The organism is Nostoc mirabile CHAB5784 (assembly GCF_020829645.1).
GTDB lineage: Bacteria > Cyanobacteriota > Cyanobacteriia > Cyanobacteriales > Nostocaceae > Nostoc > Nostoc mirabile.
On sequence record NZ_JAIVFS010000021.1, the window covers coordinates 71,987 to 86,852 of the forward strand.

The 14,866-nt window shown below is 37.4% G+C and carries 8 protein-coding genes and 1 pseudogene; 1 reads left to right on the plus strand and 8 read right to left on the minus strand.

Annotated elements, in window-relative coordinates:
* Positions 1-60: 60 nt before the first annotated feature.
* The 7 genes and pseudogenes from LC653_RS15865 to LC653_RS15890 all read right to left on the minus strand — a co-directional run bounded on the left by LC653_RS15865 (position 61) and on the right by LC653_RS15890 (position 11,778).
* A complete protein-coding gene (locus LC653_RS15865; RefSeq protein ID WP_229495379.1) occupies positions 61-1,623 on the minus strand; it encodes an AAA family ATPase in 1,563 nt (520 codons plus the stop codon).
* 280 nt (positions 1,624-1,903) lie between these two features.
* On the minus strand, positions 1,904-4,984 hold the full coding sequence (locus tag LC653_RS15870) for an ABC transporter substrate-binding protein (RefSeq protein WP_229495380.1): 3,081 nt from the start codon (positions 4,982-4,984) through the stop codon (positions 1,904-1,906).
* Positions 4,985-5,015: 31 nt separating this feature from the next.
* A complete protein-coding gene (locus LC653_RS15875; RefSeq protein ID WP_229495381.1) occupies positions 5,016-6,338 on the minus strand; it encodes an AAA-like domain-containing protein in 1,323 nt (440 codons plus the stop codon).
* A gap of 456 nt (positions 6,339-6,794) precedes the next feature.
* Positions 6,795-6,971 (minus strand): annotated as a pseudogene (locus LC653_RS47900) (IS701 family transposase); the annotation flags it as partial.
* 397 nt (positions 6,972-7,368) lie between these two features.
* On the minus strand, positions 7,369-8,394 hold the full coding sequence (locus LC653_RS15880) for a S66 peptidase family protein (protein ID WP_229495382.1): 1,026 nt from the start codon (positions 8,392-8,394) through the stop codon (positions 7,369-7,371).
* Between the two features lie 454 nt (positions 8,395-8,848).
* Positions 8,849-9,229: a KGK domain-containing protein gene (locus LC653_RS15885; RefSeq protein ID WP_229495383.1), complete on the minus strand. Its 381-nt coding sequence runs from the start codon at positions 9,227-9,229 to the stop codon at positions 8,849-8,851.
* 116 nt (positions 9,230-9,345) lie between these two features.
* The gene (locus LC653_RS15890; protein WP_229495384.1) at positions 9,346-11,778 is read right to left on the minus strand and encodes a dynamin family protein; all 2,433 of its coding nucleotides are present in this window, start codon (positions 11,776-11,778) and stop codon (positions 9,346-9,348) included.
* 239 nt (positions 11,779-12,017) lie between these two features.
* Between LC653_RS15890 and LC653_RS15895 the strand changes: the two genes are divergently transcribed.
* Positions 12,018-12,110: a hypothetical protein gene (locus LC653_RS15895; protein WP_229495407.1), complete on the plus strand. Its 93-nt coding sequence runs from the start codon at positions 12,018-12,020 to the stop codon at positions 12,108-12,110.
* Positions 12,111-12,660: 550 nt separating this feature from the next.
* Here the strand turns inward: LC653_RS15895 and LC653_RS15900 are convergent.
* Entirely contained in the window at positions 12,661-14,808 is a 2,148-nt protein-coding gene (locus LC653_RS15900; RefSeq protein ID WP_229495385.1) for a serine/threonine-protein kinase, read from the minus strand.
* Positions 14,809-14,866: the final 58 nt, after the last annotated feature.

A 14,866-nucleotide genomic window follows, 5' to 3' on the forward strand; every position in this document is an offset into this window, starting at 1 on the left:
TCCGGTTCTAATTGGGAGGGGCGAGAGATGATACTCCCCCTCGACCTAACTCAATACCCTCTAAGGGCTTATGTATGGTTGTGGATTAATATGATTATTTTGATCATTCTTACCGTTTGAGGTAGTAAAAGCAAGAAAAATGACTGTTACAAGAGCCACAATACAAGCTATACAAAGTCGCCCTTTTTCTTCTCTATTGAGAGTAATTTTATCTGCTAAAGATTTTCTATTTCCTAAACCCCTGGCAAGAAATTCATGCTGATTTATTGTACTCTTTAAAGACCGAGTATTTTTTCTGGTCTTAAAGTCGTAAACATTATAATTTGGATTTTTTGAATATTCTTCAAGGTTTTCATGTTTTAACACACTCTGGTGTTTTGGAGATTCAGCTATATCTACTGTACTTTTTTCCTGATTCAACTGATCAATGATTTGATAAGCTTGCTCAATTTCTTGTTTATCTCCTTTTTCAAATTCTCTTATCTCCTGCCACAAGGGGTGACGTTGCACCAACCAACGCCTAACTAATTCTATTTTTACTTGATTGCCTTGTTTATTTAGAAATCCTCTATATATCAGTTCTGTGACAATTTTTTGTAGTTTATCTTGTGATAAGTGAGGAAAATTATAAATTTCTAGTATCTTTAGTGGGTCTTGCTTTAGACGTTGGTCTTGTTTTTCAACAGCTATTTTTTGGCCTTCAGCCACAGCCGAAAATACTAGCTTTTCTGGTACAGATAAAGCTTCCCAATACCATGCCAGACCAGCTTCTGCTAACTCGACTGCTCGTTCTATAATCAGTTCTACATCTTCTTCAGTAACTTCCCATTTTTCTAATTCTCTGGCCCTACTAAAAAGCGTAAAGCATATAATCTGAATAAAATAAGGATGTCCTGAAGAAAACTTAATAATAGCTTCAATCGATTTTTGTTCGTACTGCAAAAAACTAGCAGCAGGTTCAGTTATTAACTCCGTGGCACTTTTGTCATCTATAAAACCAATTTCTTGAATTGGTACTTTCTTAAATATTTTTAATAAATTTGATATATCTGTAGACTTTCTCCCAGCAAAAATCACTGCAAATAATTGTTGATTGCTCTTGCTTTCGACAACCTTTTTGATCTGTCCAAATAGTGATTCGAGTGTTGCACCTATATAGGTAGGCTCTAAGGCATCGAACTCATCTAATAACAAGACCAATTTAGTATCTTTTAGTTTTGCGTATATCTGCGGTAAGAATTTATTGCAGAAAATATCCTTCTGCACTTTTATTTCTTCGGCAGTTGGTATCTCAGCTTGGTAAGGCTTTATATCTAATTGGTTGACAATAGTTTCTGCTAATCTTTCTAACAGCGACTCTAGCGTATTTTGACCATGAGATTCTAAGTCAAAGCTGACACAAGCGTAGCCCTTATATTCATTTTCGTCCAAAAATTCCCGTATATTCTGAAGCAGAGATGACTTACCAATTCTTCTTTCTCCGTGCAGAAATACTACTTTCTCGCCTTTTCGGAAATTTTGCCACACAAAGAACAATTCCTTATCTCTTCCATAGAATAGTTCTCGTTCACTTATGGGACGACCAATTACATAAGGGTTTCTTTGAGACTTTAAGGATACCATAGATAATTACTGGCGATAGGACTACTAAGCGATCGTTAATTTTTCAGCTAGTTTTCCCAAATCTTTGTTTTATCATTGGTCACTATTTCTATAATAACCTCTATTCTCAGGATGAGATTCCATCAGCAGTCTTTATTTATAAGACCTGGAAAACCAATCTCATCTGGTAAAATAAAACTATACATTTCACTTATGGCTAACTAGCTGACAGTGCCATATTAAGTATTCCCGATAATGATGTCTGTCTAACAGATCACAAACCAAACTAATTGAAAATTTTTTATTTTTTTATCTGTTCCTCCTCAGGCCTAAATTGGCTATTTGTCACCTTGAGTAAAATAACTTCTCTCTGGCTTTCCCGGCTTTCATTGAACTTAAGTGTTTCTCCGAAAGATGTTTCTGGAACTTCTACCTTTTTTAAATTGTCGAGAACTGTATCCCTAGAGAGAATCTGGGATGATTTAATAGACTTATCTATGGAATCAAGAAAAGCCTTAACCGCGTCGTAGCTAATTGCTGTCCGCCAACTAACATCACCTCCCCACTGCTTTTTAGCTTTTTCAGCAAACGTTTGTGATTTTTTTGTCTGACGAAACCAAGGAACCGCTAAAACCAGACCTTCGATGTCGCCACCACCTTTATAAAAAATATCATCTACATAAACAGAATCACCTCCTAATAGACTGATTCCGGAAATATTGTTTTTGTATTTTTTAGCTATATCAATAGCTTTATATAGGTGCTGCGTATCTGGAAATAGAGCGATCGCTTGTACTTTTTCTTTAACATTAGGCAAGTTATTGACAATTTCTGAGTCTACATTGTCCTTAGCTATATTGATACACCCATCATCAATAACTTTTCCGCCACTGGAGACAAGATTTGTTTTAAATTCTTCTTTTATACTTCTGCTATAAGACTCATCAGGATTACAGAGAACTAACACTTGTTTTAAACCTTTCTTGATAGCATATTGAGCCAACTTCTTACCAGTCTCTCTATCTGATGGAAGGGTTCTGAAAAATACAGAAGAAGTTAAATCTATGCTAGTACTTGTAGATGAAATAATCGGAATTTTCGCTTTTTCATATATTGGTAAAGCTTTGGTAGTAACGCCACTAGCATTGTGTCCAATTACGCCCAAAACTGAGCTATTATCTACTATTTGCTGGGCAACTTTTTGGGCTTGGGCTGGTGAGTCACGATCATCAGCGATGAGAATTTCCAGTAAGCGACCGTTTAATCCTTGATTTTTATTAAATTCATTTTGCGCTTGTGCGATTCCACGTAATATTTCCCAAGCCAAAACGTAGTTTGACTGATGTGTGGCTGGCACTACTACAGCTAAAACAAAAGGCTCACCCTTTTGACGAGCCAAGGAATTGTTTCGATAAATCAATACCTCTGGATCGTTAGAGTTATATTTGACCGCTTGTTCAAAGTCTTCTGCTGCCTCTGGATATTTTTTTTGTTGGAAGTTGGTAATCCCTTTTTGTCTACTTTCTTTAAATTTATCAATATCTTGGGGTTTGTTAGTTTTTATCTTAGAAAATAAAGAGCCATCGCCACTACTAAGACTTTCTGAATTAACACCTTCAGTAATACTTGGACTCGTCTGAGGATTAGTGACGCATACACCCTGTGAATTTTTTTGTTGATTAGTAGGACAATCCTTTTGGTTGTTAAAAGCAATGATAATAGCAACAGCTATAAATCCAGCAATTAGACCTGACACTCCTAATATTTTCAAGAGTTTTTGTTGGATGATTATTTGTAACCATCCTCCAAAATTACTTCCATAACTATTTGAAGTTTCAGTATTATTAGCGCTTTCATTATTATGATTATGAGGATGTATTAGCTCCGGGCTTTCTTCTTGTGTTGAACTATTTTCATGGTCGATTTGCAAATTTTTTTCATCTTGTTGTTTTGCTTGTTCAAAATCTCTTTGTTCGTATAAGTAATTTCTGTATTTATGTAAATCTTCTATCAATATTTTTTGATAACCTAATTTCTCTAATTTCAAAGCTTTTTCATAAAGTGGTAAAGCTTTATTAAAATCCTTTAATTCACAATATTTTCCAGTTAATTCTACTATAGTACTGAAGTGGTTTGGATTTAAATTTAAAACTAGTTCATATTGATTTAAAGCATTATTTTTTCTATCTTCTTGTTTCCATAAACTACGAGCAATGTTTATTAATACTATATTAAATTGTTCTGCTTCTATTGTTTCTAAAATAGCGATTTCATCTTTTAATTTATGATGTTCTATAAGCCATAATCTGACTAGCTCTACTCTTATTTTAATGGGATTACTATCTATAAACCCCCTTCTAATTAATTCATCAATTGCATCTTTTAAAGCATCTGTGAATACTAATCCATATTCTTGAAAAATTTGAGCAGGATCACCTGTGAGATTTTCTTGTTGAGCTTGAGCTATAGCTGAAACCACTACTCTCTCATGAAGACTCAATCCATCCCAAAAGCAAGCACATCCACCTTGAGAAGTTTGCAGAGCTTCTTGTATAACTCCATCTACATCATCAGGTATAATAGGGAAATTCCTAGCTCTGTAGTTATTATTTTTAGCAAAATTAAAAATTTCATAACATAAAACCTGCGTATATAAAGGATGTCCTGATGAAAAATTTAAAATTCTTTCTATAGTTTCGTCTCTGTATTGCAGGCTATTAATAGCAGGTTGTCTAATTAATTTTTTAGCACTCTCACTATTCAAGAAACCAATTTCTACAAATGGCGCTTGTCTAAATATTCTTAGTAAATTTGGCATGTAATTAATATATCTGCCAACTACTGCAATCAGATATATTTCTTTTACCTCTATAATTAAATTATTTAAATATTCTAAAAAATTAACAGCTCTGTTTATATCACTATCAGTTTCAATTACATCAAACTCATCTAATAATAGAATTAATTTTAACCCTCTAGTATCTAACTCATAACTAATATTATAGATATTTCTCCGTATTCTTACATCTTCTAAATTACTATCTGACTCTAACAAATAGCTGATGTCTATGTCTCTCTCCGTGCCAATCTCATGCAGTATTCTACTGATAATGTTATATAAAATTTTATTATTTTGAGAATGAATGTCTCTTTGTAAATCATAAGAAACAAATAAAAAGTCATCTCTAGCTACAATATAGGGGAGAATTCTTAAGACAGAAGATTTACCTATACGTCTTTGACCATGCAAAAGAATAAATTTTTCATTATTTTGTAAATGATCTCTTATGTTTTCAAATAGAGAATCTCTACCAAAAAGCATCTCTGGATTTTCGATCGGAGTACCAATGATATAAGGATTCATTATAGTGTTAAAACTCATACCACTTTCATTGCCATTAAATATTTAACAATTAGCTACCGAGTAAAAATCTGATGATTCTCTCAACAATAGGATAAACAAACTTAAAAGACAAAGTAATAGATGGTTGATTTCTTTTTACCCAAACAATAGCACCTTTCACATCCTCTATTTGTTGATGACTCATCAAATTCAAAAATGCTTTCTGTCTTTCTTGCAGTGATTCGTCATTAGAATTCCAAATTTCTTGAATTACCCAGTTCTCCATTATTGAAGAGATAAAAATAAAAGAATTATCTCCGGTATTTGCAGAATTTTTAATGATGCACTGTTCTTGTAAATTTCTTAGTATTTTGTCGTATTGGCTAAAAATTGATTCAATGTTTGTGATATCATATTGTCTATCTTGACTCAGGCGACCCCTCAATTTTGACAAAACCATCAACATTAATAAATATTGCTCTTTCTTATCACATCTTCTCCAAAGACTATCGAAAAATGGATCAGTGCTGCTTTCAAATTCTCTAATAAAATTTTTAACATACTCTTCAATAGAAGGTTGGTTTTCATTCCTGAGTTCTTGATATAGTAAAAAACAAGCAGTTTGTAGCAGCTTTGGATGCCCACCAGCAATTTGTTCTAGTGCTTCTCTTAATTGCGGTGTAATTGCTCGATTAAAGAATTGTAGTAACTGATCAACTTCATTATTGTCAAAAGGTTTTAATTGTCGAAATAAATAATGGTTATACCAGGGTGACTGATTAGGATTGGTACTTGGTCTAATATCATTTAGACGTTTTTGTGAAGTGACAATCACAGATAAATTTCGCCTTTGCCCAGTACCAGTATAAACAGCCAAGCTGCGAAATTCACCCAAAAATTGCTGCATATTCTCCTCAGAGTATTGCTGATTGGGTGAAAGAGCGAAATCGTAATCATCTATCAGCAATACCAAGTATTTGCCTTTGGTGTCTAGTTCCCTTAATATTTGGCGTAAACTGTCTTGAGATGCCCTACCTTCTTCTATCAGAGTATTTACTTGCTCTTGTAATTCTGCTTCAGTATCTAGATTATTTCTTACTAAACACAGTAATTTTGTCCAAAAACCAGAGTCAGTAAAAGGGCTTATCTCTTCACAACTAAAACGAACTATCACTGCGAATGATATATCTTGCCTGTTCTGTTCCCACGTTTGAGCAGCAGCTAGTTTTGCTAATAGCGACGTTTTTCCTGTTCCCAGCCCACCCCACACTGCTAAATGACCGCGGTTATATATCTGGTCAAAAGCTGTTTGAATGATAGAGTTTCTACCTATAAATTTTTCTGATGGGACACTATCTCCAGGGAAGAAAGGATTTGGTGAGTTGAGAAACATACTGGTTTTCTTAGCTGTATAGTTTGGGATGCTGAATTTTTGGGCTACGGCATTGGTATCATCAGACTTTGATCAATAGCCTTGCTGTACTGCAACTTTGAGTACAACAGAGATATCATCTTTTAAATCATAATTGTGAAATATATAACGCCGAGTTTTTACATAGGCATTCAAAATAAAATAATAATACCATCAATACAATTGCGCTTTAAAGCGAATTTGTAAATAAAAGCTAAGAGACCATTTATAAAGTAAATCTTTAGAAAACAAAACGACGCAACATAATACGAGTCATAACAATATGGCAGCTTCACTCCTGCACGGGAAGACGTTCATAATCCTTACTAAGAGGATGATATTAGTTAAACCATGCAAATGTTCTTTATACTACCCAGCGCTTGGGTAAAATCGCCTGTACGCTGCATTACCCCAACATGAGCTTGAATCATCAGCAATCTCAATTGAATCTTTAACATTCTCCCAGAGTATATGTGATGCCAACTTTTCATTTTTTAAATAACGATTGATTTTATCGTGACTTATTTGAGTTAGATGTTCAGCTAGATTTGTAATTGTGTAATTAATTTGACTACTCAATAAATATTGACAATAGTCAAGCTTAGTAAACTTCATTGCTAGATAAAAAACCATTATTCCCGGATTTCTCATCCAGACGCTTTCTTTCTTAAATAAATTCCTTTTACTTGAGGAATGTACCTTTTTGCTCTCAGCCTAGCGCTCTTCCATCACTCTCTCCAGATAAAAAAACAATAATCCTTGCTACACAAGACTTTCAGGCAAAACACATGATTCTAGCCATAATGTTAGAAAATAAAGCTCGAAACCCAGTTTCTGTCTCTTGTTTAAAAGTTGACTGAGATTTTTCTTTGACTAGAGTGATGGAAGAGCACTAGTCTCATCTGTATAACAGTAATTTTGTACTGGTTTAGCCTTCACTTTTTTAGAAAGTATGTGCCAGTTGCGTAAGTCCTGTAATCAAAATCACTATGACGCGGCTGATTTTCGTGGCTCAAACAAGACTAACAGCCGCCTGTAACATTCGTATTGTCCCAAGTTCAGCATTTATTTCCACTTCCACACCGATTGGCAAAGTAAATTTATCCTTAATATGACCAATCATTGAACCGTACCAAGCAGGAATACCTAAAGGAAGTATGTGTTGTTGTAATACTTGCATTAATGTAAATGGCGGTTCATCTCCAAGACTACATTTAGTGCATTGCCCAAAGATAAAGCCAGCAATTTGATTAAGTATCCCAGCAGTTTTTAACTGCGTCAGCATCCTATCTATACGATAAACATCCTCGCCAACTTCTTCCACAAACAAAATATTTTTGTTCCAAGAAGGTAGGTAAGGTGAACCTACCATCGCTGATAACACTGACAAGTTTCCACCCACAAGTTTACCCCTCGCCTTTCCTGGTGCTATTATCTCCATCCGCACTTCGCTAGGGTTGAGATTTTGCATAGTCACAGCTTCAGCATTAAATAGGATGCGCTTGAAGTAATCGACTGTAAATTGATTCCAGGTAGACGTAGCAACTGGCCCATGAAAAGTAATTACTTGACTACGGGCATTAATTGCCAACAATAGCGTCGTAATATCGCTGTAACCGATGATAATTTTCGGATGGGAGCGGATTAGCGAGTAGTTGAGTAGGGGTAAAATGCGATTACAACCCCAACCACCACGCATGGGAATGATTGCTTTTATGGAGCGATCGCTAAACATCAAGTTTACATCCTGGGCGCGATCGGCATCTTTACCCGCTAAATAGCCATAACGGTCTAAAATATGCTTCCCCAGCTTGACTTTTAACCCTAACTGTGAAACCGATTGCTGCGCTGCTTCGATGTCTTTAGCGTCAACGATACCCGCAGGGGAAATCAATCCTACGGTATCGCCAGCTTTCAGGTGGGGCGGCTTGCTGCTGGTGTTGAGAGATGGCTTACCTTGGGCGGTAAATGATGGTATCTGGGTGGCTAAGGTAGCTAGTCCACAGGTTGTGATAAATTCCCGACGTTTGATATTCATAACCATTTAGTTGGGGACTAGAGACTGTTTTTCTAATACCTAGTACCCAGTTTTGTAAAAAGTAGTTATAGCACAATACAGTTCAGTTAGCGCCAAAAATCTTAAACTGCGTAGGTTGGGTTGAGGAACGAAACCCAACATTTGCGGGGCTTTGTTGGGTTGCGCTTTGCTTAACCCAACCTACAATTTTTCTATTAGCAAGGAACTTCAGTTCCTTGCGGGACATAACTTTTACGTTAAGTTGACACCAATGGGCAATGCCATGCCCAAACAGCAGCGTATTTGTATCATTATTAAAGTGAAATGGTATGACGAATTGTAATAGGTTATAGCAACGCCTAAATCATTCATAAAAAGTTAGATCCCCGACTTCTAAAAGAAATCGGGGATCTGGACACCGCGAATTTTCACAAATCAAATAAGATTGCTATATGTAAATTTTGATTGACTAATTTTACTCGTGAATCATGCGGCGAAGATCATCAAGAGGCGACTCTGGTTCGGTGATTTCTGAATTGTTGCTGTTAGTTATTTGTATATCTTCCTCTTCAATATAAAATTCAACGCTTATTTTAATTTTAACTTTCCCCTTTTTCCAGCTTGGAGAACCTAGTGTTAAAATTTCGCAATCTGTGCCTTTCTGAAACCAATTCCCATTCGGAGACTGTTTTCTATTTATTCCTTGCCTACTTAATTCTTGATTCAATATAGATTCTAACGTGGAGTTAAATGAGGTATCCATTGCTTGTTTAAATTTAGCAATTTTATATGTGTTGCCTCCGAAGTCCAAAACATCACCATCGTTACACTGTATTGGCTTGAATTCATCTTGCATATCAACCTCAATTTTTTAAATTTATACTTTAGGCAAAACTGTAATTAGTGAGTGTTTTAGCACTCACTAAAAGCTACAATTATCTCAAATCATCTTTGAGATTAAAATTAAACCTTTTATACCATCTCTGAAACCAAAAACTCCTTATTAGCAAACTTACCTAAAGTATCAAATGATTCACCAATTACAGGCAAAAAATTGTCATATAATTGCATTGCCTGTAAACAAGTATTAATACTAGAAGCTGCTGAATTATATGCGGCAATATTTTCTTCAACAACATTTAATAATCGTCGATTATTCGCAATTTTTTCTTCAGCTTCTTGTTCCAATGTTTTCTCTAAATAAGCACGCGCCTGTGGATATTGCTGCAAAATTTCATCTGCTTGCTGATTTGCCATTGGTAATAAGTGAGTTTTAAGGGTTTGGTTGATGGTTTGACGGAAAGATTTACGAATAGTGTGGGAAACTTTTGGTTCAAAATCTAACTTCAATAATTGCCTAATTGCTGGTTCCGCTTCCACAATACTTTCAGCGTCGTAACCTTGAGAAGTTTGTGATAAAGTTTGGCGAAATTGATATATAGAAAAAGTGCCTTCATCGTAAAATCTCGGACTTTCTCGCACGAAGCGATCGCACTCTACACTAGCTGCACTAAATAATGCTTGAGCAACTCCTTTTTCTAAAATTCTCATCTCTTGTTCAATACCACCATCATTATCTAACAAACGATACAACTGGCGATAATATTCTGACTTGCGAATCTTTTCAATCAACCTCTGAAAATAATTCGCCACTACTTGCTGAGAAGATTCAACCAAAATATCTTCTAATTGATTTGCTAAGTAATAAAACGCCTCTACTAAAATAGCAATTAAAGGTGCGGTAGCGTTGCGAGGATGGCTAATGGTTGCACGTCGGTAAGCATAAGCTACAGAAAAAGTATCTAGCAATTCATCTAAACGGCGAATCATTCGTGATTGCAATTGCTTAAAATCTGCTTCAAAAGCATCACAGGAATTATTAATTATTTGGTTAACTTCTTCTGTGATATGCTCATGAAAGTCTCTACCAATTTGCTGGAGTTGCTGATTTAGGTGTTGCAACTCTTGCGCCTTCATCGTCTCAATTTCTTGGGGCTGACTATCTAAATTCCGTTGTACACTCTGATAATGTTTTTTCAGCTTAATACAAACATTTTCCAAATCATCAGCAAGATTTTTAAATAATTGGGGACGCTTTTCTTCTGTAAGATAGCGAGTAATTGCTGTGCGAAATTCTTCAGTTCCACTATCTTTAATTAGCTGTTCTATAATTTCATTTCCCCAATCTCCCAGAATCCGCACATAATTTTGATTTGGGGTTTCAAAGCCGTTAACAGAGACACGAAATTTACTGGAAGACAGCTTTCTTGAATTTACACAGTAGTTGTTAAAAGCATAGACAAATTGTGGTGTTTCTTCTTTACCATCTAAACCTTTAATACTTTCTGCAAAAACAGAATCTAAACCAAATCTATCTTGGTGGTTTGTCTGTTTAATCTGACTGCCGTAAAATCCTAATAATCCACTTGTTTTATAAACCTTGCTTGAATTGCCAAATTGCCCACTAATTAAATCATCTAATCGTTGCCGTAGCTGAGTATTATACCAAGTTTCATCGATGCGGTTGAAGATATAGAAAACGCGATCGCGTACTCCCCCATTCTCCCGCATTAATTCCAAAAGTTCTGTTTCTTCTTTTGTCATCTCACCTGCCGAAGCAGGTTTTAGCACACACACCACCGCCGAAGTATCAGGATGTTGAATTTTTGCATAAGTTAGCTGTGCATCTTTCTCTACTGGTGCATCTATACCCGGCGTGTCAATAATTACATTACCATCTTGTAGCAAAGGATGATTACAGTAATATTCTATTCGCTTCAATACTGCACTGTTTCTACCACGACGGGCATATCCAGCCGCTTCCTTGAGATTGGAAAAGTTAAATTGCTCCATTGAATATGTAGCATTATTAACCGTGCTGATGCGATCGCGGTTTGCTATATATCCCTCTAGCAACAACATTAACGCCTTCGCCTGTTTTGCACGTTCTGATTTATTCTCACCACCCTCCTGCTGAATAATCGCTTCAGAACCTTGGCGTAGTAAGTTAATTACATCAGCTTGGTTAATATTCGCTACTGTCTTAAATCCTAGCTGCTGACACAAAGAAACTGCTTGTTCCCGAATCTCTACTTCACTTAAAAATGTCAAAACAACACGTTCTTTATCTACTTCTGCATACTCGATTTTGCATTCTGTACCTGTAGCGTGTCCCTCTGCACTGTAGAGTAATTCCCTCTCCAATAGTGCATTGATTAGCATTGATTTACCAGCGCTAAACGCACCCGCAAACACAATCTCAAACTTTGGAGAAATCGCCTTACTTAGAGAAGTTTGTACAAGTGTAATATCTTGGAAACGTAGTGTTGGCTCTTGCTGTAAAAGTTGTAATATAGACTCAACCTGCTCTTTCAAATTTTTGCACTGAAGGGGTAAATCTGACATATTCAGCATCCTGATAATATTTTTGTATATATTAGTAATATTTATTGTGGATATGGCTCAGAAAAATCACTGATAAAATTAATCTTGTTGATTTGCTGTATATTACTTAAACGGCTAATTAATGACTATTGACTAATGAAAATTTTTGCTATCAGATTAAAACCCCATGACGATTTAAGATAAAGCTTAAAAATTTTGTCAAACACAAAGACATCAAAGCAGGGTTTATATTAAGTGCCATTGGTAGCCTAGAAGAAGCAAAAATTCGCTTTGCTAATCAAGCCATTAGTACAGTATTAACCGAAAAATTTGAAATCATCGCTCTCATATAATGTCCGCTTGATTGCTTATTAAACCCGAAGAACCCCACCCCGCCAAAGCTACGCTTTGTCTCCCCTCCCCGCAGGCGGGGAGGGGCTGGGGGTGGGGTGTAATGGCTGTGGTTAGCATAACTATTTATGCGGACATGATAAGCTAAACCACATCTAGTTTGTATAATTTGAAATTGTACATTTCCTGTGGGGTGGGCGTCTCGCCCGCCCAATATATGCAAGTTAAATGTGGAACAGCTTATCAAGGGCTATTTCATTAGAGATATGGGTGAAAAAGAATGTAGAGGCGTAGTACTGCTACATCTCTACAAAGGTTCTGGATCAATACGCTTGGGTTAAGGCTAAAACTCTTTATCAAAGTCAAATTTTTAACGAACCGCAGAGGCGCAGAGAAGCCAGTGCGTTGGGCGGGTTCCCCGACTTGAAGCAACTGGCGCGAAACAGAGAGAAGAGAAAAAAATCCTTAACCCAAGAGTATTGGGTTCTGGATAAGCTGATATGCGTCTAAATTATATAAACAATTGCAACTCTGCATCTCTACGTTCGTTTCCTACTGAGGTTCTGTCTGCTGCGTTGGTGTCGGTGTAGGAGTGGGGGTTTCTGTGGGAGTTGGTGTAGGAGTTGGCGTGGGTGTTTCCGTGGGCGTTGGTGTTTCCGTGGGCGTTGGTGTTGGCGATGGGGGAGGGGTGGGATTTTCTGCTGTGATGCTGAGTTGATAATCTACTGGTTTCGATGCTGTGGAAACCACAACAAACTCGTAAAATCCGTTTTCTGGTAATTTAGTTGACAAACTTCGCTCTTTAGAATCTTCTAAAAATTTGATTTTGCCAGAGGGTGAATAGACTGATAACAAAACTTGGGAATTTGCTTGTAACTTCAATTCCAGAGATTGCTCTTTGGCAAGTCCAGCAATGAATACTTTACCATCACCAGGTTGGAGAGTACCACTGACTGTTTTGCTGATAGCGCCCGGATCAAAGACAAGTTTTTGGAAAGCGCTACCGGCGAGGATAGCACTGAGTTGATCGCTAACAAATCCATACCAAACTTGTCCAATGGGCTGATCTTGAAAATCTTTACCACGCTGTTGGGGGAATACACTTAAAAAAGCGGCATCTCCCAAATCATACAAAGAACGACTACCAACGTTGATTTTGTTGACTTCCACTTTCCAGCGATCGCGTTCAGCTGTTGTATAAGTTCCCAGTTGTCGGCGTGTATTATAACTCAGTGGCGCTAGCTTTTCCAACAATTCTGAAGCTGTTTTATCCCATTCTGCCCGCAAACCCTCATCAAGAGGGCCATCGCTGAGAGTGCGTCCTCGTAAACTGGGATTTCTGTCCCAAAAAACTTGATTCACCAAGTTCACGTAAAAGTTAGAATTAATACCCAACTGTTGACGGCGATCGCTTAATCTTTCTTTACGCTGCCGTTCAGCTGGTGAATATTGCGCTAAAGGATCGGTTGCTTGATCACTGGTTGGGGTTGGGCTGGCTGTAGGATTAGGTTTGTCCCCTATATCTCGGCTGCTATTCACTCCCCACCAAAGTAATCCAACAGTACCAGCTACTACCGCCGCCACTAGGAAGGTTTTTGTTGGTGTCCACCAGCTTGTGGGCTGAGGGTATGGGGGAGATGAGGGGTATGTAGCTTTAGCTTCCGATGGGGGAGGTGGAGAGACGGCGACGGTGGCGGATGTGGGTTGTGGTGGGGCGGGGTATTGAGTTGGGGGATTAGCTGGGGGCGGGTTGATAGCTTGGAGTACTTGACTGGCTGATTGATAGCGATCGCTTGGTCTGGCAGATAACATTTTATCTAATACCTGGGCCAAAATTGGACTCAGGCTTACTTCCCGTCGCCATTGCCAGGTAAGGTTGTAGGTATCAATTAATTCTTGGGGTTGTTTCCCTGTCAGTAAAACCAACATTGTTGCGCCCATTGCATACAAGTCGCTGTGGGGAGATACTAACCCAGTTTGCATCTGTTCTGGGGGTGCAAATCCTACCTTACCCAATAGGGTTGGTGATGGGGAAGATGCAACTATGCCGGGTTGATAATATTGGGAAGCAACGGTTGCTACTACTTGTTTGACACCGCCAAAATCAATTAACACTGGCAGTTTGTCAACAGTGCGAAGCATTAAGTTATCTGGAGATATATCTCGATGAATAACGCCTATGGAGTGGATATACTCCAATACTGGCAAAATTGAAAGCAACAATTGGCGCACTTCCGCCTCTGTAAAGCGCAAACCCTGTTGTAAGCGGGTATTTAACAAAGAATTGTAAGTTTCCCCTTCTACATAATCTTGCACCAAAAACAGATATTCTTTCCCCCCTAAGTTCATCCGAAGCAGTTCCCGGAAGCGGGGAATTTGGGGATGTTGCAGTTTATAAAGAACACTGGCTTCTCTCTCAAACAGTTCTTCAGCTTTTTGGACAACGTAGGCGGTTTGAACTTGGGGGGAAAATTCTTTTAAAACACAAAGTTCGCGGAAACGGTTGACATCTTCAGCTAAATAAGTGCGTCCGAAACCACCCTGGCCAATTTGACGCACAATCACATAGCGATCGCCTAAAGTTAGTCCCGGTTGGATACTATAATTCATGGGCGTATCCAACAATTTTTCACCACACTGGAGACAAAAGCGACTACCTGGGGAATTTTCATGTCCTTGAGAACAATATATTTTAGTCATTAGTTATTTGTCATTTGTCATTTGTCATTTGTCATTTGTTATTAGTGACTCTTCCCCA